This window comes from Pseudomonas sp. FFPRI_1, from assembly GCF_055384485.1.
Genome location: NZ_AP029168.1, coordinates 5,407,243 through 5,428,562, shown reverse-complemented (window position 1 = coordinate 5,428,562; position 21,320 = coordinate 5,407,243). Strand labels below are relative to the sequence as shown.

Sequence of the window (21,320 nt, the reverse complement as noted above, 5' to 3'; positions counted from 1 at the left end):
CGTCCGGCGGTGAATGGCCAGGATCATTGCAGGTAGCGCCACAGGGCCTCGGCGATCTCGTCGGATTGCCCGGCGCGGCCAAACAGTTGCTGGCCGATGTTCAGGCCCAGCTGGCGGTAGCTTTCGAACTGCGCTTCGTCGAAGAACTGGTCCACGGTGCTCTGGTTGGGAAACGCCGGATTGGCCCGGGCGTAGTTGAGGACGTCCGGGCTCAACCCGGCAATCAGCCGCGGCTTGAGCACCAGGATCCGGCAGTGCGGCGTGGCCGCAAGCTCAGCTTCGGCGCCCGGGGTGTGGGCATGCACATTGAGCAGCAGCGCGCACTTGCGGTTGTCGGCGCTGGCGGGTTGGCGAAACTCTTCCAGGCTGGCGAACAGCGCCTTGAGTTGCGGGTGGGCCAGCACCCCCGGGTCCTCGCGGATTTCCAGGGCCTGGTCGATGCGGGCCAGGCGCACCAGGTTGGCCAGGTCGTCGAAGCGGTAGTCGGGGTCGCAGCCAGCATCGCAGGTGACGATCAGTTCCAAGCCGCGCCCCTCGCGCAGCAGCTCGTAGGTGGCGGTGTTTTCGAAATGCCCGCCGTCGGAGAGGTACTGGTAGTCGCGACGGTGCCCGTGAAAGTGCGCGGTCAGTTCGTAGAACAGGTAGCTCTGGGTGCTGTAGTAGCTCCAGGGTTTCCGGTCCCGGGGCACCCAGCGCGACTGGCCGGGATCGAGGAAGTGGCTGGGCCACCAGATTCCCAGGCGCACGTTGGCCAGCCCCAGGATCAATGACATGCCCAGGCAACTGGCGCGCCCCAGGCCGGTGCTGAAGGCGGCGCCGGAAACACCGATCCACTGGCCCAGGGACAGGGGTTGCATGATCTCCGCCGCCGGGCCCTGGCTCAGGTCCCGCGGGTAGTGCTTGCCGTCCAGGGTGTAGCGCTCCGCCGGGCCGTTGTTCCCGGGCATCTCACCGCCAAGGGCGGGCGCCCAGTTCGGCGCGATGCACAGCGGCTTGCCCTTGCGGTCACGTTGTACCAGCTGTTCGGCGGGGTCCACGGTGAGGTTCATGGTGACGTTGATCAGGTGCACCGGCCCGGCGCTGGGGCTGGCGTAGTACTGCTGCAGCGACAGGTCATCGCTGGACATGGGCTCGGCCACGCTGAGGTAGGTGCGGCGCTGGTGCGCCGGGCCATTGAAACGCATGCCGTTGGAAGCCCCCAGGTAGGCGCGGATCAGCCTTGCGCTATAGAACGCCTGCAGCGACGAGGTGTTGAGGAAGCTGATGAAGCGCCCGCTGACGCACACCAGCAAGGCCGCCAGCAGGCTCAGGGCCAGCAGGCGCCAGGCCGCGGCGCTGCTGTTGGACACGGCGCCGGCGTCATGGGCGATCCACTGCACCAGCAGTGCCCAGCACAGGCACAGCAGGGTCAGCAGCAGGCCTCCGGCAATCAGGGCCAGGACGTCCAGCGGCAGTTTGCGCATCCAGCCGGGCAGGGGTTTTTCGTCCTTCAACAGCACCAGGCGGCGGATCAGCCACACCAGCAGCGCCAGCAGTACCGGAGTGCCCAGGGCCTGGTAATCCAGCAGGTAGCGGTACAGGCGTTCGGCACCGCTCACCAGCAGGGCGAAGAAGCCCAGCACGGCGACGGCGACCATGGCCCGGCTCAAGGCGCGGGTGATCTGCACCCGGTAGTTGCGCACACAGTTGTTGCAGGCACTGCTCCTGGCCGGGTCGCGGTTGTCGGCGAGCCGGCGTACCAGCTGAGAGGTGATCAGCAGGGCGTTGCTGCCGACCAGGGCGGCGGCCAGAGTCAGAGCTCCCACGGCCTGCCACTGGGCCATGCCGTAGGCCAGGGCGCCGCAGATCCACAGACCGGCGACAATCGCCAGCGTGCTGCGAAACGCCGCGTTGCCCAGGGTGGGGGGGTGATCCAGATCGCCCCGGGGGATGACCAGCCAGTACGCCACAGCGCAGGGCAGGGCGAACAACAGCGCGGCCATCAGTGGCCACAGCAGCAGGCTGGCGTGGCTCAGCACCTGGAACAGGGTCAGCAGGCTGAGCACCAGGAGAATCGGCAGGCCGATCATCAGGTGCAGTGACAGCCAGTTGCGCCAGGTCATGGCCAGGGCATAGAGCATGTCGCCAGCGCCGGTGGGGGTCAGGTAGCGGCCGTTTTCCCGCAGCCAGGCACCGGGGCCCTGGCCCACGGGCTGCTCGGCATAGTCGACGCCGGTGCTGATGCGCCCCGGTGGCTCGAAGCGCAGCGCCTGGTAGGCGTTGCGCGCAGCGTGGCCCACGGGGTCCCGGGGATCGGGGGCGCGCAGGCGCCCGGGCAGGAACAGGCTGGAAAAAAAGCTGCCGATGTAGCCGCCGCCGCTGACCGTGGACAGGTAGTCGAAGCGTGACAGCAGGCTGTTTTCCGTTTCCGTTTCCGTTTCCGTTTCCGTTTCCGTGGCGGGCGATGCCGGTGGCGAACTCATGCTGGGCGCCGGTGCCCGGGCCATGGCCTGGAGAACCCCCAGGCAGAAGGTCGCGCTGCGGATGCCCCCGCCGGACAGCGCCAACCCCCAGTTGCCACGCTCGGGAAGGCTTTGCCCGGGGGCTTCCTGGTGCAGGCTCAGGCGTCGGAAGCGGATGCGTTGCTGCTCGATTTGATACGGGGTCTCGTCGGGTGTCATGGGCCTTCCTTGGGACGGTGGGGCACGGGCCGGGGGATGAGGGGCCGGGTGCGCCGGCAAGCGCCCAGCAGAATACCGGATGAGCTGGCCCAAGTGTGCGCTCTAGACGCACCGCGTAGCTGGGGCCGGGCCCCGGTTTCAGGCCTCGGGCCAGCAGGCGGCCAGGTGGCTTTGGGCGTGTGAGAGGCGCAAGTGGCTGGGGGTATCCATGCGCTGAGCGCATGGTTTAAAAGACCCTGGTTATAACGTTAGATTTTATTCATATAAATGGACATAAGCTTTAGCCGCTATGCTGCCGCCAGTTTTTGACCTGACCACGTACGACCTGTAGGGCTTTTATTGATGGATGTGGGTAATTTCGGTTTTGTGATTGCAGGCTTGGTGGTCGGGTTCATCGTTGGCATGACCGGGGTCGGCGGCGGTTCGCTGATGACCCCGATTCTCCTGTGGTTCGGCATCAACCCGGCCACCGCCGTGGGCACCGACCTGCTGTACGCCGCGATCACCAAGTCCGGTGGGGTGCTGGTGCACCAGAAGAACCGCAACATCGATTGGCGCATCACCGGCTGGCTGACCCTGGGCAGCGTGCCGGCGGTGGTGGTGACCCTGTGGTTCCTGAAGAACCTCGACACCGATCCCCAGGCCTTGAACGCGGTGATCAAGCAGGCATTGGGTTTCGTCCTGCTGCTGACGGCCCTGGCCATTGTCTTCAAGAAGAAGCTCATGGCCTTTGCCCAGCGCCATGGCGGCGACTACCAGCCAAGCCCCGGCGGCCTCAACGGCCTGACCGTGGTCACCGGGCTGATCCTCGGCACCATGGTTGCCCTGACCTCCATCGGCGCCGGCGCCCTGGGCACCGTGGCGCTGTTCATCCTCTATCCGTTCCTGGCCACCAAGCGCCTGGTGGGCACCGAGATCGCCCACGCCGTGCCCCTGACCCTGGTGGCCGGCCTGGGCCACGCCAGCATGGGCAACATGGACTGGCACCTGCTGGGCTACCTGCTGATGGGCTCGTTGCCGGGGATCTGGATCGGCAGCCACATGACCGGTCGCATCTCCGACGAGGTCCTGCGGCCGTGCCTGGCGGTGATGCTGTTCTCCATCGGCTACAAACTGGCGTTCTGAGACCCGGCGCCGCCTCAGTTGCGCCGGTACAGGGCGAGAAAGCCGGCCAGCGCCAGCATTGTCGCGCCGCAGCACTGATTGAGCCGGCGCATGCCGGTTGCGGTGAGGAACTTCGCCGCCTGTACCCCGCCGGCGGCATACAGCCCCATGACCAGCACCTCGACCACCGCCGTGACCAGTGCCAGGGTGGCGTACTGGGCGAAGATCGGTTGCCCGGGATCGACGAACTGCGGCAGGAAGGCGGTGAAGAACAGCAGCACCTTGGGGTTGGTCAGGGTCACCGAGAAACTGCGCCGGAACACCTCGCCATGGCGTGAGCCGGCGCGCACCTGCTGGGCCCCGAGGGCCTGGGGCGTACTGCGCCAGAGCTGCAGGCCGAGCCAGGCCAGGTAGCACACGCCGACCCACTTCAAGACCATGAACAGCTGCTGCGAGGCCATCAGCATCGCCCCCAGGCCAAGGCCCACGGCGGCGATGATCAGGACGTCGGAGAGCGCCGCGCCGACCATGCCCACCGCCACCAGCCGGCGATTGCGCGAAGTCCCGTTGGCCATTGCCAGCAGCGAGGTGGGGCCTGGAATCAGCGCGCCGATAAAGCAGCTCGAGGTGTACAGCAGCAGGGTCGTGGTGTTCATTGCAGCGCGTTCTCGTCGGCAAGTGGGGGAATCGGCGTTGAGCGAGCATGCCCAAAATGCCCCCGGCTTTAAAGACCTTTGCAGGGCTCCTGGCGCTCAAGGGCGGAATATGTGCCGGAGGCGTTCAACTTCCGTGGATTCCAGGGGTCAGTTATCCTGCGCTGGCCACCGGCTGGCAGCGCAGCCCCTTTTTTCTTCTGTGATGCGGTCCATGACTATTTCCTCTTCTGGCGATGCAGCTTCTCCGACGTCCCGTGGCGGCGAGACGGGTGCCGCGATCCGTCGGTACGATTGGTCGCAGACCTCGGTGGGCCCTCGGGAACACTGGCCCAGCCTGCTGCGCAGCACCTTGAGCCTGGTGCTTGAGTCCCCCGAGAGCCTGTACCTGCTGTGGGGGCCGCAGAAACTGTTTTTCTTCAATGATGCCTATCGACCGGTACTGGGCCCGCGCCTGGACACGGCCCTGGGGCAGACCATCGAGACCCTGTGGGCGGATGCCTGGCCCGATGTCCAGTTCATGGTGGAGCAGGCCTTTCTCGGCCACAGCTGTCGCCATGTGGACCTGCCGGTGAACATGCATCGCTACCCTGGTGAGGCGCTGACCTGGTGGTCGTTCTCCATGAGCCCGGTGTATGACGAACAGGACGAGCAGGTGGTCGGGGTGCTGTGCCATACGGTGGAAACCACCGATCGCGTGCTCCTGGCCGAGCATGCGCGGCAGACCGAGGCGCGCCTGCGGGAAACCCGCGAGCTCAATACCCGGGTGCTGGCCAGCAGCAATGACTGCATCAAGGTCCTGGACTTGAATGGCCAACTGTCGTTCATGAGCGAAGGCGGCCTGCGGGTGATGGAGGTCAGCGACTTCAACGCGATCGCCGGTTGCCCCTGGCCGGAGTTCTGGCAGGACCAGGGCCGCCTCGACGCCCAGGCGGCGATCGCCGCTGCTCGGGCTGGCCAGGCCGCGCGTTTCCAGGGCGCCGCCCAGACCCTGGCCGGAACCTGCAAATGGTGGGACGTGCAGGTCACGCCGATGCTCGATGCGGCGGGCCTGCCGGAGAAGATCCTCTGCATCTCCCGGGACATCAGCGCCACCCGCGAGGCCGAAGAGGCGCTGCGGCGCCTCAATGAGTCCCTGGAGCAGCGGGTCCAGGCCCGCACCCAGGAGCGCGACCGGATCTGGCAGTTGTCCACCGAGCTGATGCTGGTGGCGGATTTCAACGGCCGCATCATTGCCGTCAATCCGGCCTGGACCCGGCTCCTGGGCTGGCAGCGCCACGAACTGGAAGGCAGCAGCGTCTACGATTTCATTCATCCCCAGGACAGTGTGGCAGCCGCCACTGCCAGTGCCGACCTGACCAGCGGCCAGAGCTTTTCCCGGGTCGAGAACCGTTTTCGGCACAAGGACGGCAGCTATCGCTGGGTGTCCTGGAGTGCCGTACCGGACCCGCAGCACGTGCACGCCGTGGGCCGCGACATCCAGGCCGAGCGCGAGGCCGCGCAGGCCCTGCGCAAGACCGAAGACATCCTGCGCCAGGCGCAGAAGATGGAGGCGGTGGGGCAGCTTACCGGGGGCGTGGCCCATGATTTCAACAATCTGCTGACGGTGATCCGCTCCTCCACCGACCTGCTGCGGCGCACCCTCGACGAGAAGCGCCGGCAACTCTACATCAATGCCATTTCCGACACCGTCGACCGTGCCAGCAAGCTCACCGGCCAGCTTCTGGCCTATGCCCGCCAGCAGAACCTGCGGCCGGAGACCTTCGATGTCGGCGCCAGCGTGCAGCTGGTGGCACAAATGATCAATCCGCTGATCGGTGCCTGCATCGAGCTGCGCATCGAGCTGCCGGAACAGCCTTGCTACATCCATGCCGACGCCGGCCAGCTCGACACGGCGCTGATCAACATGGCGGTCAACGCCCGGGACGCGATGCAGGGCGAGGGCCTGCTGGTGATCGCCGTGGAGCGGGTGACACAGATTGCCGCCAGCGCCAGCCAGGGCGCCCAGGCCGGGGACTTTGTCGCGATCTCCTTGACCGACACCGGTGCCGGCATCGACCCGCAGCAGCTGGAGCGGATCTTCGAGCCGTTCTTCACCACCAAGGAAGTGGGCAAGGGCACCGGCCTGGGCCTGTCCCAGGTGTTCGGGTTCGCCAAGCAGTCTGGTGGTGGCCTGGCGGTCGACAGCCAGCCGGGGCAGGGCACACGTTTTACCTTGTACCTGCCGCGTTGCGAAGCCTTGGCGGATGTGGCCCCCGCACGCTGTTCGGCTGCCGTGCCGATCGACGGCCAGGGCCTCACCCTGCTGGTGGTGGAGGACAACCCCGAAGTGGGCGTGTTGTTGGCCCAGGCGCTGAACGAACTGGGTTACCAGGTCGAATGGGCCACCAGCGCCACCGAGGCGCTGGCTCGCCTGAGCCAGGAGCGGGCGAGTTTCCAGGCGGTGTTTTCCGACGTGGTGATGCCCGGCATGAACGGTATCGAACTGGCGACGAAGATCCGCAGTGAATACCCCGGGCTGCCGGTGATCCTTACCAGCGGCTACAGCCCGGCCCTGGCGCTGGGCCAGACGCGCGAATTCGTGTTCCTGCAGAAACCCTACTCGGTGGCGGCCCTCGCGCAAGCGATACAAAGCTGCAAGTTTTAAGCGGCAAGCGGCAAACCGCAAACCGCAAACCGCAAACCGCTGAACTGGCCGCTTAATGCTTGCCGCGCGTCTTACTGCTTGCCGGCGCCACCTCGCCTCCATTCCTGCGCCGAGCGCCATAGGCAGATGCCGAGGAAATACGCCGACGCCGCCAACCACAGGCCCATGACCGACGGGCTGCGGGCCGGGTGGCTGAGCACCAGCAGCGCGCCGCTGAACAGCCAGACAAAGGTCACGATGATGTTCAGCGCCATCCACTTGCGCACCCGGAACGGGTGCAGGAACTGCACTCGGGTGGCGGTCAGCAGGGCCAGGGCGAAGATGCTCAGCAAGCTTGCCCAGGGGCCGGGGTCCAGCAGGTAGAAGCATAGGGCAACCACGTTCCAGGCGGCGGGAAAGCCCTGGAAGTAGTTGTCGTGGCTCTTCATGTTGACGTTGCAGAAGCACAGCAGCGACGACAGCAGGATCAGCGAAGTGGCCAGCAGTGCGCTGTATTCCGGCAGTGGGATGTAGCGGTAGATGAACAGCGCCGGGATGAACACGTATGTCAGGTAGTCGATCACCAGGTCGAGCACCGAGCCGTCGATGTTCGGCAGCACCGAGCTGGTCTTGACCTTGCGTGCCAGGGAGCCGTCGACCCCGTCCACCAGCAGCGCCACCCCCAGCCACAGCAGGCAGGCCTTGGGCTGGTTGTCGAATAGCGCCAGGGTCGCGAGCAGTGCACTGACCACCCCGGTGGCGGTGAAGCCATGGGCGCCCCAGGCTTTGATTCTGGCGATTTGCAGGGTCGATATCACGGGGGCGTCTCTCCAGCGGCTGGGGGGCCTGGCGAGCACCGGCGCTTGTGCGTCGGCCACCCTGGCCAGGTTGCAGGTATCGACCGGAAAGCCCGGTAGAAGGTTCAGCATAAACCCTTAAATCAGCCTCTGCGGGTGATGTCGGTCAGTTAATCAACCATGGGCTTACAAGGGGGGGAGGGGGCCAGCTTGTGCCCGGTGGTTTGGCGCCACGCAGCCTGGCGGCGGTCAACCTGAGTGTGCAGGTCTGGCCTGTGCTTGATGGCCGGCCTTGGGGGCTACGCCCCAGAGGGAGCAAGCTCCCTTGCCACAAGTTGGCAGTGGATCGGCATGGGCTCTCAGCGGGTGGCTATCGCCACCCAGGAGTCCATGGCCCGTCTGGCCGGGTCACCGCCGTGCAGGGGCCCCTGCGTCCCGGCGTCGGGTTTGCCGCGAGCAGAAAAAAGCCACGTTGGCGCTGCCGGCAACGTGGCTTTCACAAAAGGTTGGATTCGCGAGCAGGGGGCCTGCGCCCGCTGCCCCTGGTGGTTGTCCTTACTTCGTGGCTTCCAGGGCACTGAGAATCTTGTGGGCGGCCTTGATGCGTTCGTCGTTGGGGTAGTTCTTGTTGGCCAGCAAGACAATGCCGATCTGCTGGCTGGGCACGAACAGCAGGTAGGCGCCGAAGCCGCTGGTGGAACCGGTCTTGTTGTACAAGGCGTCGGCCTTGGGCGGCTGGGGCGGGGTCAGCCATTGCACCGGGTGCGGCTCGAGGGCCATTTGCGTCGAGTTGCCGGCCACCAGCCGGGCCAGGGAGACCGGGTAGGCATAGCGTTCCCAGCCCAGGCCCTGGGTCATGTCACCCACCTGGTAGTAGCCGCTCTGGGTCGCCAGCAGGGCCTTGTGCAGGGTGTCGTCGAACTGGCCCGGCTGCAGGTTGCCGGCCAGGTATTGCAGCAAGTCCGCGGCGCTGGTCTTGATCCCGTAGGCCTCGGCGTCCAGAGGCCCGGGGCTGACCCGGATCGGCTGGTTCTGTTTGTCATAGCCCTGGGCGTAATGGCTCTGCTGGTCTGCTGGCACCTGCAGGTAGCTATGCTTGAGGCCGAGCTTGGGAAACAGCGTCTGTTCCAGCAACTGGTCGTACGGCTGGCCCAGGCTGCGGGCGCTGAGGTAGCCGAACAGGCCGAGGCTGGGGTTGGAATATTGGCGCTGGGTGCCTGGGGTGAAGCGCGGCTTCCAGGTGTTGTAGTAGTCCAGGGTCTGCTCCTGGGTCTGGACCGCGTCGGGGAACTGCAGCGGCAGGCCGCCGGCGGTGTAGGTGCCCAGCTGCAGCAGGCTGACGCCGTCGAAGGCGCTGCCGCGCAGGGCCGGCAGGTACTGGCTGGCGTTGTCCTTGAGGGCCAGCTTGCCGCTGGCCTGGGCGTAGCCGGCCAGGGTCGCGGCAAAGGTCTTGCTCACCGAGCCGACTTCAAACAGGGTGTCGTTGTCCACCGGATGCTGATTGTCCTTGGAGGCGACCCCGTAGTTAAAGTAATGTCGCTGGCCATCAACGATGACCGCCACGGCCATGCCGGGGATGCCCTGCTGGTGCATCAGTGGGCGAATGGTGGCATCGACTGTGGTTTTCAGGGCCTGGTCCTGAGGGGTATCGGCCAGGGCGACCGAGGTGCCGAGGAGCAGCGCGCAGGCGCTGGTGATGCCTAGTCCGGCTAAGGTTTTTTGTTGCATGATCGGCTGTTTTCCATGAGTTCTGATAATTTTGACCCCACGCTTGCGTGCGGTTTTCCGCCCCCGGGGTTCTGCCCGAAGGCCCGGTGACGTCGTGCTTGCGAGGTCTTCCTGACAGGGGAGAGCGTGGCCAGCGCTGCGCGAGCCAGGCCAATGTAGGCAGTCTGCAGAGGATCGGCAAACGACGATATCTCGCAGGAGCCATTAGAAAAACTAGGGAATGAGCATGCTGCGTCCCCATCTGCCGTTGAATGCGCTGCGGGCTTTCGAAGCCTCGGCACGTCATTTGAGCTTCACCCGCGCGGCCATCGAGCTGTGCGTGACCCAGGCTGCGGTCAGCCATCAGGTCAAGAGCCTGGAGGCCCAGCTCAACGTCACCCTGTTCAAGCGCCTGCCTCGCGGGCTGATGCTCACCAGCGAAGGCGAGACCCTGTTGCCGGTGCTGCGCGAATGCTTTGATCGCATCGCCCAGACCCTTGGGCGGTTCGACGGCGGCCACTACCGGGAGGTGCTCACAGTGGGCGCGGTAGGGACCTTCGCCGTGGGCTGGCTGCTGCCGCGCCTGGCGGATTTCCAGGCCCGCCATCCCTATATCGACCTGCGCCTGAGCACCAACAACAACCGGGTCGACGTGGCCGCCGAGGGCCTGGACTACGCCATCCGTTTCGGCAGTGGGGCCTGGCATGGCATCGACGCCGAGCGACTGCTGCAGGCGCCGCTGTCGGTGTTGTGCGTGCCGGAGATCGCTCGCCAGTTGCACAGCCCGGCGGACCTGCTGGGGCAGACCCTGCTGCGCTCCTACCGCACCGATGAATGGCCGCAGTGGTTCCAGGCGGCGGGACTGGACGGCAACAGCCTGTTGCCCCAGAGCATCGTCTTCGATTCTTCCCTGGGCATGCTGGAAGCAGCGCTGCAGGGCATGGGCGTGGCCCTGGCGCCACCGCTGATGTTCGAGCGGCAACTGGCCAGCGGCGCGGTGGTGCAGCCGTTCGATCTCGGCATCGTCACCGGCAGTTACTGGCTGACCCGCTTGCAGTCCCGTGGCGAAACGACGGCCATGGGGGCCTTCAGGGCGTGGCTGCTGGAGACGGCCAAAGGCTAGGGCAAGGGCCGCGCCCGGGGCAGGGACCTGCTGGCGCAACCTGGCACCGCTGCGACCTGGCCTGGAGCGACGGACTGTACGGTGGGCGTCGTGCAATCGGCTCGGTGCGCAACCTGCCCTTGGGTGCCTGGCCGCATCGATGATGCGCACGCCCCCGGGCCGGCGACTACAGGGCGCAAGCGCAGGCCATGGGGCGATCCTCAATACCGCCAGTGCCCGGGCATCCAGACCCATTGGTTGGCCCGCCAGCGGTAGTGCCCGGCCACCCAGTGGTAACCCGGAGCCGGCGCCACCGGTATCACTTCGACAATTGGCGGGGATGGCCGGCGCGGATGGGCCGGGGCAATCACGCAACTGGCCAGGGTGGTGCCGAGCAGTGTGGCGATAAGGAAGGCTTGGAGGGCGCGGAGCATGGTCAGGTTTCCCGAAGGTTGGCAGAAGGCCCACTGCGCTGAGGGGGCCGTTGCTGATTGAACGCGGTTCGCCAGGCAATCCGTCGCCGGTGTCGTCAATTGCGTTTGGCCCCGCGGTTTTTTCCGCCGTCACGCAGGTACATGGCCTCCACCAGTTGCTGACGCTCGCTGAGCGACAAGCTGGCAGCGAAGGTCGCCAGGGCCTCGTCGACCCGGGCCCGCAGGGCACTGTCGGCTTCCCGGGATTTGCCCAGCTCGGCGTCCAGGGCGCCGCGGTCCAGTTGATCGGCCGCCAGTTCGCGGACCACTCCCTGGCGCGCTTCGCGCGCGGCGCTGATCAGCGCCTGGCTGTCATTGCGGGTCTGGCGCAGCAGCTGGCGCAACTGCCGGCGATGCTCCTGCGGCATCAAAGCCATGGCCTGGCGCAGGCCATGCTGGGGCACCGCCAGGGCCTGCACGGGTCTGGGCTGGCCGAGCCATTGGTAGAGGCCGCCGGCCACGCCACCGATGAGAAATACATTGAGCAGCAGCGACAGCACCAGGAAGGTTTTCAGCGCACGGGTGGACTGGCTCACTGTTCGGCCTCCTCGGCATTGATGCTCAGGATGAACTCCGCGTCGCTCTGGTCGAAGACACTGGGCAGGGCTTCGGCAAAAGAGCTGGGCAGGGGCAGGCTCAGGGTCACCGCCAGCATGCCGGCGGCGACCCCGGTCAGGCCCACGCCGACCCAGCCCAGGGACGCCAGCCAACTAGCGTAGCGCCGCCAGAAGGACGGCAGCGGCGGGCGGCCGGGCGCTGTGGCGAGAATCTGCCGGACCAGCGCCGGGCTCGGCTCGGGCAACTGATAACGGTCCAGCTGGCGGTCGAGCCAGAGGGCCTGTTGCAGTGCCTCCTGGGCCCAGGTGTTGCCGGTACTGAGCAGCGCCTGGGCGCTGGCGCGCTCCTCGGCGGGCCAGCGTTGCAGGTCCGCGCCATAGGCCTCGGCCAGGTGCACGAAGCGTTCGGGGGTCATGGTGTTCTCCTTCCTGAGAGGTCCGCGCCGGGGGCCTCGGCGAGGTGGCTGCGCAGGTTGCGCCGGGCCCGCGACAGCAGGCTTTCCAGGGCCTCGACGCTGATCTGCATCAGCGCCGCAGCCTCGGTGTTGGACAACTCCTGGTAGTACTGCAGGACGATCGCCTCGCGCTGGCGCTCCGGCAGTTGGTCCAGGGCCTGGGCCATGCGCCGGCTCTGCGCGCTGGCCTCCAGTTGTTCATCGGGCGCCGGGCGGGTGTCCAGCGCTTCGCAGGCGTGCTCGCTATCGACCGGCACATGCTCCTTGCGCCGGCGCAGGCGGTCGTAGCACAGGTTCAGCGCCACCCGGTGCAACCAGGTGTCGAACCGTGCCTGTTCGCTGCGCCAGCTGGCGGCCTGTTTCCAGATCCGCAGGAAGCTCTCCTGGGCGATGTCCCGGGCTTCGTCGGCATCCCCCAGCAGCCGGCTGGCCAGGGCCAGCAGGCGCGGCAGCTTGCGCGTGACCATTTCTTTCACGGCCTGCGCGTCGTTGTTGCCGATGCGTTTGAGCAACTCCAGATCCGGGTCGGTTTCGTTCAAATGGGCAGGTCTCGGTCCGCTAACGGGGTAGTCCAGGGCATCAGGGCATCAGCGCACCCAGCGGCCTTCGACCCAGTACCAGCGCGGCCCGTGGGCCTGCCAATGGCCGGGCATCCAGCGCCCGCGCTGCATCACCGGTTGCCAGTGGCCGGGCACCCAGACGTAGCCGTGCCCGCGCCAGCGCCAGTTGCCGCGGTCCCAGGCGTAGCCGGGGCGGGCCAGCGGCATCGGCTCATAGCGCATGGGCGGTGGCGCCTGCTGGATGATGATGGTTTCGGCATAAGTGGGCGTGCTTGCCAGCGCACCAAGTACCAGGGGGACCAGCAGCAACGTGCGCAGACGCAGCAGGGAACGGACAAGCTTCATGATGACTCCTTCAGGCCTGCGTTCGCTGATGAACGCAGCTGATGGGTTCAACGATAGATGGGCTGGGAATCCGTCGCGGGCAACTGAAATTTTTATCCGCGCCTGGTTCAACCCGGGTTCAGCTGGCGCGGGCAGGGCGCTGGCAGAGGCGGCGGGAAATATTTGTGCAGGGGCGGCGACGGATGTCTGCGCGCTGCGCCGTTGAATCAGTAACCGTGCAGCAACGGCTGGCGATGGTCGCCGGCGGCGCTTGCCGGTCGTATCACTGAACCCATGAGGAATTGACCATGTCCCGTCGTATTGCACTGCTGATTGTCATGGCCACCCTGCTCTCCCTGGGCGGTTGCGTGGTTTACCCCGGGCACTACCACGGCTGCTGCTATCGCTATGGCTACTACCGCTAGGGCGCTGGGATGAAGACCGGCGTGCCCCACGGTTCTTGGCTAACTCCCGGGGCCCCGGCACAATCCTCGACCTTGCAGGGCCTGCCTGGCCGTCGGGTTGATGGCGGGCATGGCCCGATGCCGTGGAGGAAGGTGGATGCCCATCTTGAACGAACAGGATCAGCCCCAGGATCCGGATGCGATTGCGCGCCCGGTGTGCGCCTTGCGCATCTCGACTCAGGAACAGCGCTGGGAGCGGCCGTGGCACAGCCATCGCAAGGCCCAGCTGCTGTTTCCATTGGCCGGCGTGCTCAGTTGCGAGAGCGCCGAGGGCCTGTGGCTGGCACCGCCGCAATGCGCGGTATGGATCCCCAGCGCCACCGAACATCGGGTCCAGGGGTTGGAGAACGCCATGGGCTATTGCCTGTTCGTCGAACCCGAGCATGCCCGCTCACTGCCGCAGGCCTGCTGCACCCTGGCAGTGTCGCCACTATTGCAGGAACTGCTGCAACGCTGCGCGCAGTTGCCCGTTCTCTATGACCAGCAGGGGGCCGAGGGGCGGTTGATGGCCGTGGCCCTGGACGAGCTGGCGGCCGCTCCCCGGGAGCAGATCCACCTGCCCATGCCCCGGCATGAACAGTTGCGGCGCCTGGCCGGGCAGATCCTTGAACAGCCGGAACGCCGCCTGAGCCTTGGGCAATGGGCCGAGCAGATTGGCCTCAGCGAACGCAGCCTGAGCCGTCTGATTGTGGCCGAGACCGGCCTGAGCTTCGGCCGCTGGCAGCGCCAGTTGCACATTCTTCTGGGGCTCAAGCAATTGGGCCGGGGCGACACGGTGGAACGGGTCGCGCTGACCCTGGGCTATGACAGCGCCAGCGCCTTTATCCGCATGTTCAAGAAAGCCGTCGGCCAGCCGCCGGGGCGCTTCTTTGCCGAACGCCGTCAGGCCCTGGAACACGACCAACCCCTGTAGCCGCTGCTGAGCCCGCGAGGCTGCGCAAAGGACCGCAGGGCCTTGCCTGACGAACACCAGCGCCTTGAAGACCGCCACGGCCATCTCCAGCATTGCGGTCGTTTGGCCGGATTGATCAATAACTTGTCAATCTCGACTGATGCGGACAGGCCAGCAGGAGAAGATGATAACCATTCTTGTTTATCAGCTCTCTTGAGGTGTTCCCATGTACTTCGATCATCAGCATTTTCCCCTGGTCTGGATGCGTCCCGCCGAGGGCGCCGGGCAGCCGGGAGTCGAGCCGTTCCAGCAGTTGGAGGCGTTGATGCAGCGCGGTCAGGCCTTTGTCCTGATGAGCGATGCCATGCCCGATCCTGCGCAGCGCAACTCCCAGCAGAGCAAGGCATTGCTCAAGCAGGGTTCGTTGTGGATGAAACGCAACAAGGCGGCGATCCGTCGCTGGATCAAGGCCATGATCGTCATCGCCCCGGAGCCCGAGGCCCAGGCCGGGGTCGAGGCCTTTGCCGATACCTATGAAAAGTTCTGGGGTTATCCGCTGTTGCACAGTGCCTCGGCGCTGGCGGCCGCCAGCCTGGCCCAGCAACTGCTGGCGCCACCGCGCAGCAACCGGCACAACTGGTGAGGGCGGCGCGGCGGCCCCTAGCCACGCAGGTGTTCGGGGACGTTAGCGGTGATCACCTTGCCCATGCTGATCCGTGGTTCGGCCTGATAGCCCAGGGCCTGGTAGAAGCTTTGCACGGCGGCGTTGCTGCTGAGGATCTGCAGGTTGATCTTCAGGCAGCCGCGGCCCTGCAGGGCCTGTTCGCCATGGCGCACCAGGGCCCGGCCGGTGCCGAGCCGGCGCTGTTGCGGGTCCACCGCCAGGGCGTAGAGCCAGCCACGGTGGCCGTCATAGCCGGCCATCAGGGTGCCTATGACCTGTCCTTGGTCCAGGGCGACGAAGAACAGCCGGTCATCCACCGCGAGCTTGCGGTCGATGGCCAGGCTCGGGGTGTTGTGGGCCGTGTCGTAGCCGAAGCTGCGGTGCCACAGGTCGATCACCGGCTGGCGATGGTGGAGGTTGCTGTATTCGACGATCTGGATCATGGCGTGGCTCGCTAAAGTGGGGGGAGCACAGAGGGGCGGGTTTAGCCGCCGGCAGGTTTCAGTCCTGATGGCCGGGCCAGGTTTCGGTGGGGAAATAGGCTTCCAGCCCCGGTTCCTTGTGGCCCACCCCGTCCCGGGTCCAGTAGCAGCTCAAGCGTGAGTAGTTGTCCAGGTCGCCGCGCACCAGGCAGGTGGCGTTGTGCCCCGGCCAGCTGAAACGCAGCACATCGGCCTCGGCTATGCTGGCCCGCTCCACTTTGCCGGTGGCGGTGGTGGTCTTGCCGTCGATGGTCTTGACCAGGGTCAGGCCCTGGTTCTCGTAGCGGATCACCGCGCTGCCCGAGTAGGTCGGCCCGCCATCGGGCTCCTTGCCGATCAGCATGAACTGGCCGGGCACCATGCTGTAGTAGATGTGAAGGTCCTGGTCCTGCTTGGGCGTGGCTTGGGCGGCGAGGCTGGCCAGCAGCAGGCCGAGGAGGGGCGCACGGCGGGAGAAATACGGCATTGATGCTCACTCCTGTTGAGGCGGGGGGCCATGATTCCAGACTTGGCCCGACAGATAAATGCCCGGGCTCTAGTGATGTTCGATGACCAGGATCGCCGTGGTGTCGGCCTCCAGGGCTTCGAACACATGGGGCAGGTCGGCGCTGTAGCGGATGTAGTCGCCGGCCTCCAGGCTCACCGGGCTGTCCGCAGGCCCGGCCAGGGCCCGCCCGCTGCAGATCACCAGGTGTTCCACGGTGCCCGGCAGGTGGGCCTTGGACTGGCGCGCCTGGCCGGGTTGCGCCTTCAGGCGGTACAGGTCGCGCTGCGCCCCCGGCGGGCAGTCATCGAGCAGGGTCGCCGCGTAGTGGGCATCCTCGGCATGGGCGGTGGTGCCTTCGTGGGCACGGATGACCTTCAGTTGATGCGCCGGTTGCTGGAAAAACCGCGTGACCTGCAAGCCCATGGCCTGGGCCAGGGCCCATAAGGTCTCGATGCTCGGGTTGCCCAGCCCGGCTTCCAGCTGGGACAGGGTGGACTTGGCCACCGCAGCCCGCTTGGCCAGTTCCGAAACGGAGAAACCAGCGTTCAGGCGCTCGCGCTTGATGGCCATGGCCAGCAGGCCGATGGGTGACAGGGAGGTTGGGTCGTTCGTTTTATCGTTCATATATCTATTAAATCATCCTTGATTCTCTTGACGCAGATAAATTTCGACGTTCATTATATCGGTCAAATGTTCGGTATAAATAAAACAAGGGCGCCGAGATGAACCGATTGTACAAGGCGGACCCATGGGCCTGAGCCTGCGCCTGGTGGTCATTCCGTACCACGAAATCTACCTGGCCGTGCATTGCCTGGCCCACCTGCAACAGTGCCTGGGGGACTGGTTGGTGGCGGGGCAGACTCACCTGTTTGTCGAGTCGCCCCGCTGGTACAGCCGCTAGGGCCGACCGCCGAGCGGGGAATCCATTGCCGGCATTAATGCGAAGCATTACTATTCACGCCCCACTTCCCCAGCGCACCGCGATGACAGCCAAGCCGCCCCGCAGACCAGGCTTTTTCGAGCACTACGAAGAGTTGATCGGCACCTGGACCCGGCGCCTGCGCAATCGTCAGCAGGCCGAGGACCTGGCCCACGACACTTTTGTCCGGGTGCTGGAGTCCGATGCCGGCACGGTGCTGCAGCCGCGGGCGTACCTGCATCAGACTGCGCGCAACATTGCCGTGGATGCCTTCCGTCGCGAAGATCGGCGCGGGGCCCTGGAAGAGCAAGGGGATCACCTCAGCGTGTCGCCCAGCGGCGACCCGGAGCATGTCATGCACGCGATCCAGCTGGCCGACTCCATCGAGCGGGCGCTTGGTGAATTGCCGGTGAACTGCCGCAAGGTGTTCGTCTGGCAGAAGATCGAAGGCCTGACCCAGGCCGAGATTGCCGAGCGCCTGGGGCTGTCAAAAAACATGGTGGAAAAGTATATGATCCGCACCCTGCGGCATCTGCGCGACCGTCTGGACGGGTCGGCCCCATGATCGGTCGTGGCGTTTTCTCACCCTCTGCCAAACAGGAATTTGCATGATGGACAGCCGCGATTGCGCCAGCGCGCAGGCGAGAATTCGCGACGAGGCCGCGGCCTGGTTCACGCGGTTGCAGGAGCCCGAGCTGAGCTCGGAACAGCAACTGCAGTTCCAGCAGTGGCTGGCCGAGGATCCGCAGCACCGGCATGAATTCCAGCTGCTCGAAGCCCTGTGGGCGGCTACTGACCTGGTGCCCAGGGCACGCTTGCAAGCCTTGTGTGACGCCCCGGCCAAGGCCCGGCGCCGTCCGCTGCTGCGTGTGGCCCTGGCCGCCGGGGTCGCGGCGCTGGCGGTGGGCTTGGGTCTGTTCAGTGGCCTCAACCAGCCGGTTTCCTACAGCGCAGAGTTCGTCACCGCCCTGGGTGAGCGCCGCCATGTGGCCTTGCCCGATGGCTCGCAGATCGACCTGAACAGCCGCAGCCACCTGCAGGTGCGTTATGCCAGGAACCAGCGGCTGATCGAACTGGTTGAGGGTGAAGCCCTGTTCAGCGTCGAGCACGACACCGATCGGCCCTTCGTGGTGGCGGCGGGCGTGGGCAAGGTCACGGTCACCGGCACCCGTTTCGATGTGCGCCGCGATGCCCAGCAGACCCGAGTGGCGGTGGAGCAGGGCCGGGTCAAGGTCCAGGGGCGGGACGCCGCGGCAGATGATTTCATCACCCTGACCCCGGGCCAGGGCACCCATGTGGATGAGCACGGCAAGGTGGCTGCGGCCTACGCGGTGGACCCCGAGGCACTCACGGCCTGGCGCAGCGGCAAGCTGGTGTTCAACGACGCCCGCCTGGCCGACGTGGTGGCTGAAGTCTCACGCTACCGCGAACAGCCCCTGCGGGTGGCCAGCGCTGCAGTGGGTGAACTGCGCCTGACCAGCGTGTTCAAGTCCGACGACACCCAGGCCCTGCTCAAGGCCCTGCCGAGCATCTTGCCGGTGGAGGTGCGGACCCATGCCGACGGTAGCCAGGAAATTTTTTCCCGTTAGATTCAGGTTTTTTTTCAGTTCATCGTCTTCTTGTCCAACTGCAACTGGTTTGCATTAACAGACGCACCTTTGTGTGATCGACAGGACTGCCGCCGACGTGAAAAAAATAGCCGTTTCTCCCGCCGTATCCCCGTTGCCCGCGCGCCGCTGGCTGCCCCTGGCCCTGGCCCTGGCGGTCAGTGCGGCCTTGCCCCAGGCCCAGGCCGGGCAAGCCGCCGGCGCCATTCACATCCAGGCCCAGCCGCTGGGCCAGGCCCTGAGCCAGTTGGGCCTGCAGACTTCGCTGCAGGTGTTCTTCAGCCCTGAGCTGGTGGCCGGCAAGCAGGCCCCGGCGGTGGACGGCAACCTGTCCCCGGAACAGGCCCTGGGCCAGTTGCTCCAGGGCAGCGGCCTGCAATACCGGATCGACGGCGGCTCGGTGACCCTGAGCCCGGCCCCGGCGGCCAGCAGCGGCGCCCTGGAACTGGGCACCAGCAGCATCAGCGTGGTGGGCGACTGGCTCGGTGACGCCGATGCGCAAAAGGTCCAGAACCACCCCGGGGCGCGCACGGTGATCCGCCGCGAGGCCATGGTGGAGCAGGGCGCGATGAACGTCGGCGACGTGCTGCGGCGAGTGCCTGGGGTACAGGTCCAGGATGCCAACGGCACCGGTGGCAGCGATATTTCCCTGAACGTCGGCGTGCGCGGCCTGACCTCGCGCCTGTCGCCGCGCTCCACGGTGCTGATCGACGGCGTGCCGGCGGCGTTCGCCCCCTATGGCCAGCCGCAGCTGTCCATGGCGCCGATTTCCTCCGGCAACCTGGACAGCATCGACGTGGTGCGCGGTGCCGGTTCCGTGCGCTACGGGCCGCAGAACGTCGGCGGGGTGATCAACTTCGTGACCCGGGCGATTCCGCAACAGGCCACCGGGGAAATCGGCACCACCCTGGAAACCTCTCAGCGCGGCGGCTGGAAGCACATCGACACGGCGTTTCTCGGCGGCACCGCAGACAACGGCCTGGGGGTAGCGCTGCTGTATTCCGGGGTCAACGGCAATGGCTACCGCGAGCGCAACAACGGCAACGACATCGATGACGTGATCCTCAAGACCCACTGGGCGCCCACCGAGCAGGACGAGTTCTGGTTCAACCTGCATTACTACGACGCCACCGCCGACATGCCCGGCGGCCTGACCCAGAAGCAGTACGACGCCAAGCCCTACGACTCCGACCGCGACTGGGACAACTTCAGCGGCCGGCGCAAGGATGTGTCCTTCAAGTACCTGCGCCAGGTTGACGACCGCACCCAATTCGAAGTCCTGACCTACTACTCCGACAGCTTCCGCGGCAGCAACATCGCCGCCCGCGACCAGAAGACCCTGGTGTCCTACCCGCGTACCTACTACACCTTCGGCATCGAGCCGCGGGTGTCTCGGGTGTTCGACCTGGGGCCCACCACCCAGGAAGTCAGCGTGGGTTATCGCTACCTCAAGGAAGGCATGCATGAACAGGCCAGCCGCGTGGCCCTGGTGAACAACCAGCCCGTGCTGACTGCCGACTCCGACGGCCACGTCTACCAGGACCGTACCGGTGGCACCGAGGCCAACGCCTATTACATCGATGACAAGATCGATGTCGGCAACTGGACCATCACCCCGGGCATCCGCTTCGAGGACATCAGCACCAACTGGCACGACCGGCCGGTGGCGGGCACCAATGGTGTGCGAGTCCAGGAGAAGCGCCGCAGCATCGACAGCAACGAAGCGCTGCCGGCCCTGAGCGTGATGTACCACCTGTCCGACGCCTGGAAGCTGTTCGCCAACTACGAGACCTCCTTTGGCAGCCTGCAGTACTTCCAGCTGGGCCAGGGCGGCAAGGGCGACCAGACGGCCAACGGCCTGAGCCCGGAAAAGGCCAAGACCTACGAGCTCGGCACCCGCTACAACGACGATGTGTGGGGCGGTGAAGTGACGCTGTTCTACATCGACTTCGACGACGAGCTGCAATACATCAGCAACGACGTGGGCTGGACCAACCTCGGGGCCACCAAGCACCAGGGCCTGGAGGCCTCGGTGCACTATGACCTGGCGGCCCTGGACCCACGCCTCGACGGCCTGACCGCCAACGCCGGCTTCACCTACACCCGCGCCAGCTACGAAGGCGAGATCCCCGGCTTCAAGGGCCGCGACCTGCCGTTCTACTCGCGCCAGGTGGCTACGGTCGGCTTGCGTTACGACATCGACCGCTGGACCTACAACCTCGACGCCTTCGCCCAGTCCAGGCAGCACTCGCCGGGCACCGGGGTGAACAGCAACGGCAGCTTCAACGGCAACTACATCACCGAGGGCAGCGCCGACGGCCAGTACGGCGACATGCCGGGCTATGTGCTGTGGAACATCCGTGGTGGTTATGACTTCGGGCCGCAGCTGTCGAACCTGAAGCTGGGTGCCGGGGTGAAGAACGTCTTCGACCGCCAGTACTTCACCCGCTCCAGCGACAACAACTCGGGGATCTACGTCGGCGCACCCCGGACCTTCTTCGTCCAGGCCAGCGTCGGCTTCTGAGCCCCTTCGCTGGCAAGCCAGCTCCTACATGACGGTGACACCTGTAGGAGCCGGCTTGCCGGCGAACCCCGAGAGCGACGTCGGTTCGGGATGATGGTCTACAGCGGCCGGCCCCTTCGCTGGCAAGCCAGCTCCTACATGACGGTGGCGCCTGTAGGAGCCGGCTTGCCGGCGAATCCCGAGAGCGCCGCCGTTTCGGGATGATGGTCCACAGCGGCCGGCCCCTTCGCTGGCAAGCCAGCTCCTACATGACGGTGGTATCT

General features: G+C 66.0%; 22 protein-coding genes. 10 read left to right on the top strand and 12 right to left on the bottom strand.

Annotation, left to right across the window (positions count from 1 at the left end):
- Window positions 1-23 precede the first annotated feature (23 nt).
- Window positions 24-2,660: a hypothetical protein gene (locus tag ACZ5BO_RS24195; protein ID WP_464696746.1), complete on the bottom strand. Its 2,637-nt coding sequence runs from the start codon at window positions 2,658-2,660 to the stop codon at window positions 24-26.
- Window positions 2,661-3,002: 342 nt separating this feature from the next.
- Here ACZ5BO_RS24195 and ACZ5BO_RS24190 point away from each other — a divergent pair, with 342 nt between their 5' ends.
- A complete protein-coding gene (locus ACZ5BO_RS24190; RefSeq protein ID WP_025126365.1) occupies window positions 3,003-3,785 on the top strand; it encodes a sulfite exporter TauE/SafE family protein in 783 nt (260 codons plus the stop codon).
- A 14-nt stretch (window positions 3,786-3,799) separates the two neighbouring features.
- On the opposite strand, the gene ACZ5BO_RS24185 is transcribed toward ACZ5BO_RS24190, so the two are convergent.
- The gene (locus ACZ5BO_RS24185) at window positions 3,800-4,420 is read right to left on the bottom strand and encodes a LysE family translocator (protein WP_464696745.1); all 621 of its coding nucleotides are present in this window, start codon (window positions 4,418-4,420) and stop codon (window positions 3,800-3,802) included.
- A 211-nt stretch (window positions 4,421-4,631) separates the two neighbouring features.
- Here ACZ5BO_RS24185 and ACZ5BO_RS24180 point away from each other — a divergent pair, with 211 nt between their 5' ends.
- The gene (locus ACZ5BO_RS24180; RefSeq protein ID WP_025126367.1) at window positions 4,632-7,064 is read left to right on the top strand and encodes a hybrid sensor histidine kinase/response regulator; all 2,433 of its coding nucleotides are present in this window, start codon (window positions 4,632-4,634) and stop codon (window positions 7,062-7,064) included.
- Window positions 7,065-7,135: 71 nt separating this feature from the next.
- On the opposite strand, the gene pcsA is transcribed toward ACZ5BO_RS24180, so the two are convergent.
- On the bottom strand, window positions 7,136-7,861 hold the full coding sequence (pcsA, locus tag ACZ5BO_RS24175; RefSeq protein WP_464696744.1) for a phosphatidylcholine synthase: 726 nt from the start codon (window positions 7,859-7,861) through the stop codon (window positions 7,136-7,138).
- A gap of 534 nt (window positions 7,862-8,395) precedes the next feature.
- The gene (gene ampC / locus ACZ5BO_RS24170; protein ID WP_464696743.1) at window positions 8,396-9,568 is read right to left on the bottom strand and encodes a class C beta-lactamase; all 1,173 of its coding nucleotides are present in this window, start codon (window positions 9,566-9,568) and stop codon (window positions 8,396-8,398) included.
- A 226-nt stretch (window positions 9,569-9,794) separates the two neighbouring features.
- Between ampC and ACZ5BO_RS24165 the strand changes: the two genes are divergently transcribed.
- A complete protein-coding gene (locus ACZ5BO_RS24165; protein ID WP_025126370.1) occupies window positions 9,795-10,670 on the top strand; it encodes a LysR family transcriptional regulator in 876 nt (291 codons plus the stop codon).
- Window positions 10,671-10,870: 200 nt separating this feature from the next.
- Here ACZ5BO_RS24165 and ACZ5BO_RS24160 read toward each other — a convergent pair whose 3' ends face one another.
- The 5 genes from ACZ5BO_RS24160 to ACZ5BO_RS24140 form a co-directional block, all read right to left on the bottom strand.
- Window positions 10,871-11,083 (bottom strand): YXWGXW repeat-containing protein, encoded by a 213-nt coding sequence (locus ACZ5BO_RS24160; RefSeq protein WP_464696742.1) that lies wholly within the window; start codon window positions 11,081-11,083, stop codon window positions 10,871-10,873.
- A 95-nt stretch (window positions 11,084-11,178) separates the two neighbouring features.
- Entirely contained in the window at window positions 11,179-11,658 is a 480-nt protein-coding gene (locus ACZ5BO_RS24155) for a periplasmic heavy metal sensor (protein WP_464696741.1), read from the bottom strand.
- Entirely contained in the window at window positions 11,655-12,095 is a 441-nt protein-coding gene (locus ACZ5BO_RS24150; protein ID WP_464696740.1) for a hypothetical protein, read from the bottom strand. The genes ACZ5BO_RS24155 and ACZ5BO_RS24150 overlap by 4 nt, the downstream gene beginning before the upstream one ends.
- On the bottom strand, window positions 12,092-12,673 hold the full coding sequence (locus ACZ5BO_RS24145) for an RNA polymerase sigma factor (protein ID WP_464696739.1): 582 nt from the start codon (window positions 12,671-12,673) through the stop codon (window positions 12,092-12,094). The genes ACZ5BO_RS24150 and ACZ5BO_RS24145 overlap by 4 nt, the downstream gene beginning before the upstream one ends.
- Before the next feature lie 48 nt (window positions 12,674-12,721).
- Window positions 12,722-13,039, bottom strand: a complete 318-nt coding sequence (locus ACZ5BO_RS24140) for a YXWGXW repeat-containing protein (protein ID WP_464696738.1) — start codon at window positions 13,037-13,039, stop codon at window positions 12,722-12,724.
- Here ACZ5BO_RS24140 and ACZ5BO_RS24135 point away from each other — a divergent pair.
- The 3 genes from ACZ5BO_RS24135 (at window position 13,038) to ACZ5BO_RS24125 (ending at window position 15,017) form a co-directional block, all read left to right on the top strand.
- On the top strand, window positions 13,038-13,244 hold the full coding sequence (locus ACZ5BO_RS24135; protein ID WP_157838042.1) for a hypothetical protein: 207 nt from the start codon (window positions 13,038-13,040) through the stop codon (window positions 13,242-13,244). The two genes, ACZ5BO_RS24140 and ACZ5BO_RS24135, sit on opposite strands and share 2 nt — an antisense overlap.
- A gap of 335 nt (window positions 13,245-13,579) precedes the next feature.
- The gene (locus ACZ5BO_RS24130) at window positions 13,580-14,395 is read left to right on the top strand and encodes an AraC family transcriptional regulator (RefSeq protein ID WP_464696737.1); all 816 of its coding nucleotides are present in this window, start codon (window positions 13,580-13,582) and stop codon (window positions 14,393-14,395) included.
- A gap of 205 nt (window positions 14,396-14,600) precedes the next feature.
- The gene (locus tag ACZ5BO_RS24125) at window positions 14,601-15,017 is read left to right on the top strand and encodes a hypothetical protein (protein ID WP_025126377.1); all 417 of its coding nucleotides are present in this window, start codon (window positions 14,601-14,603) and stop codon (window positions 15,015-15,017) included.
- A 17-nt stretch (window positions 15,018-15,034) separates the two neighbouring features.
- Here the strand turns inward: ACZ5BO_RS24125 and ACZ5BO_RS24120 are convergent, their stop codons facing one another.
- The 3 genes from ACZ5BO_RS24120 to ACZ5BO_RS24110 all read right to left on the bottom strand — a co-directional run bounded on the left by ACZ5BO_RS24120 (window position 15,035) and on the right by ACZ5BO_RS24110 (window position 16,631).
- Complete coding sequence (locus ACZ5BO_RS24120) at window positions 15,035-15,481, bottom strand: GNAT family acetyltransferase (protein ID WP_464696736.1); 447 nt, start codon at window positions 15,479-15,481, stop codon at window positions 15,035-15,037.
- Window positions 15,482-15,539: 58 nt separating this feature from the next.
- Complete coding sequence (locus tag ACZ5BO_RS24115; RefSeq protein ID WP_025126379.1) at window positions 15,540-15,986, bottom strand: hypothetical protein; 447 nt, start codon at window positions 15,984-15,986, stop codon at window positions 15,540-15,542.
- Window positions 15,987-16,055: 69 nt separating this feature from the next.
- Window positions 16,056-16,631 (bottom strand): helix-turn-helix domain-containing protein, encoded by a 576-nt coding sequence (locus ACZ5BO_RS24110; RefSeq protein ID WP_025126380.1) that lies wholly within the window; start codon window positions 16,629-16,631, stop codon window positions 16,056-16,058.
- A 124-nt stretch (window positions 16,632-16,755) separates the two neighbouring features.
- On the opposite strand from ACZ5BO_RS24110, the gene ACZ5BO_RS24105 reads away from it, so the two are divergent.
- The 4 genes from ACZ5BO_RS24105 to ACZ5BO_RS24090 all read left to right on the top strand — a co-directional run bounded on the left by ACZ5BO_RS24105 (window position 16,756) and on the right by ACZ5BO_RS24090 (window position 21,057).
- Entirely contained in the window at window positions 16,756-16,908 is a 153-nt protein-coding gene (locus ACZ5BO_RS24105; RefSeq protein WP_172682011.1) for a hypothetical protein, read from the top strand.
- Window positions 16,909-16,990: 82 nt separating this feature from the next.
- Window positions 16,991-17,491, top strand: coding sequence for a sigma-70 family RNA polymerase sigma factor (locus ACZ5BO_RS24100; RefSeq protein WP_464696735.1), 501 nt, complete (start codon window positions 16,991-16,993; stop codon window positions 17,489-17,491).
- Window positions 17,492-17,534: 43 nt separating this feature from the next.
- A complete protein-coding gene (locus ACZ5BO_RS24095) occupies window positions 17,535-18,515 on the top strand; it encodes a FecR family protein (RefSeq protein ID WP_464696734.1) in 981 nt (326 codons plus the stop codon).
- 97 nt (window positions 18,516-18,612) lie between these two features.
- A complete protein-coding gene (locus ACZ5BO_RS24090) occupies window positions 18,613-21,057 on the top strand; it encodes a TonB-dependent siderophore receptor (protein WP_464696733.1) in 2,445 nt (814 codons plus the stop codon).
- Window positions 21,058-21,320: the final 263 nt, after the last annotated feature.

What these genes read in the sequence shown, in the direction of transcription:
- ACZ5BO_RS24120 (WP_464696736.1), bottom strand. Translation starts at nt 15,481, where the DNA reads ATGATCCAGATCGTCGAATACAGCAACCTCCACCATCGCCAGCCGGTG.
- ACZ5BO_RS24150 (WP_464696740.1), bottom strand. Translation starts at nt 12,095, where the DNA reads ATGACCCCCGAACGCTTCGTGCACCTGGCCGAGGCCTATGGCGCGGAC.
- ACZ5BO_RS24185 (WP_464696745.1), bottom strand. Translation starts at nt 4,420, where the DNA reads ATGAACACCACGACCCTGCTGCTGTACACCTCGAGCTGCTTTATCGGC.
- ACZ5BO_RS24105 (WP_172682011.1), top strand. Translation starts at nt 16,756, where the DNA reads ATGGGCCTGAGCCTGCGCCTGGTGGTCATTCCGTACCACGAAATCTAC.
- ACZ5BO_RS24095 (WP_464696734.1), top strand. Translation starts at nt 17,535, where the DNA reads ATGATGGACAGCCGCGATTGCGCCAGCGCGCAGGCGAGAATTCGCGAC.
- ACZ5BO_RS24115 (WP_025126379.1), bottom strand. Translation starts at nt 15,986, where the DNA reads ATGCCGTATTTCTCCCGCCGTGCGCCCCTCCTCGGCCTGCTGCTGGCC.
- ACZ5BO_RS24195 (WP_464696746.1), bottom strand. Translation starts at nt 2,660, where the DNA reads ATGACACCCGACGAGACCCCGTATCAAATCGAGCAGCAACGCATCCGC.
- ACZ5BO_RS24125 (WP_025126377.1), top strand. Translation starts at nt 14,601, where the DNA reads ATGTACTTCGATCATCAGCATTTTCCCCTGGTCTGGATGCGTCCCGCC.
- ACZ5BO_RS24160 (WP_464696742.1), bottom strand. Translation starts at nt 11,083, where the DNA reads ATGCTCCGCGCCCTCCAAGCCTTCCTTATCGCCACACTGCTCGGCACC.
- ACZ5BO_RS24130 (WP_464696737.1), top strand. Translation starts at nt 13,580, where the DNA reads ATGCCCATCTTGAACGAACAGGATCAGCCCCAGGATCCGGATGCGATT.
- ACZ5BO_RS24165 (WP_025126370.1), top strand. Translation starts at nt 9,795, where the DNA reads ATGCTGCGTCCCCATCTGCCGTTGAATGCGCTGCGGGCTTTCGAAGCC.
- ACZ5BO_RS24140 (WP_464696738.1), bottom strand. Translation starts at nt 13,039, where the DNA reads ATGAAGCTTGTCCGTTCCCTGCTGCGTCTGCGCACGTTGCTGCTGGTC.
- ampC (WP_464696743.1), bottom strand. Translation starts at nt 9,568, where the DNA reads ATGCAACAAAAAACCTTAGCCGGACTAGGCATCACCAGCGCCTGCGCG.
- ACZ5BO_RS24190 (WP_025126365.1), top strand. Translation starts at nt 3,003, where the DNA reads ATGGATGTGGGTAATTTCGGTTTTGTGATTGCAGGCTTGGTGGTCGGG.
- ACZ5BO_RS24100 (WP_464696735.1), top strand. Translation starts at nt 16,991, where the DNA reads ATGACAGCCAAGCCGCCCCGCAGACCAGGCTTTTTCGAGCACTACGAA.
- ACZ5BO_RS24180 (WP_025126367.1), top strand. Translation starts at nt 4,632, where the DNA reads ATGACTATTTCCTCTTCTGGCGATGCAGCTTCTCCGACGTCCCGTGGC.
- ACZ5BO_RS24135 (WP_157838042.1), top strand. Translation starts at nt 13,038, where the DNA reads ATGATGACTCCTTCAGGCCTGCGTTCGCTGATGAACGCAGCTGATGGG.
- ACZ5BO_RS24110 (WP_025126380.1), bottom strand. Translation starts at nt 16,631, where the DNA reads ATGAACGATAAAACGAACGACCCAACCTCCCTGTCACCCATCGGCCTG.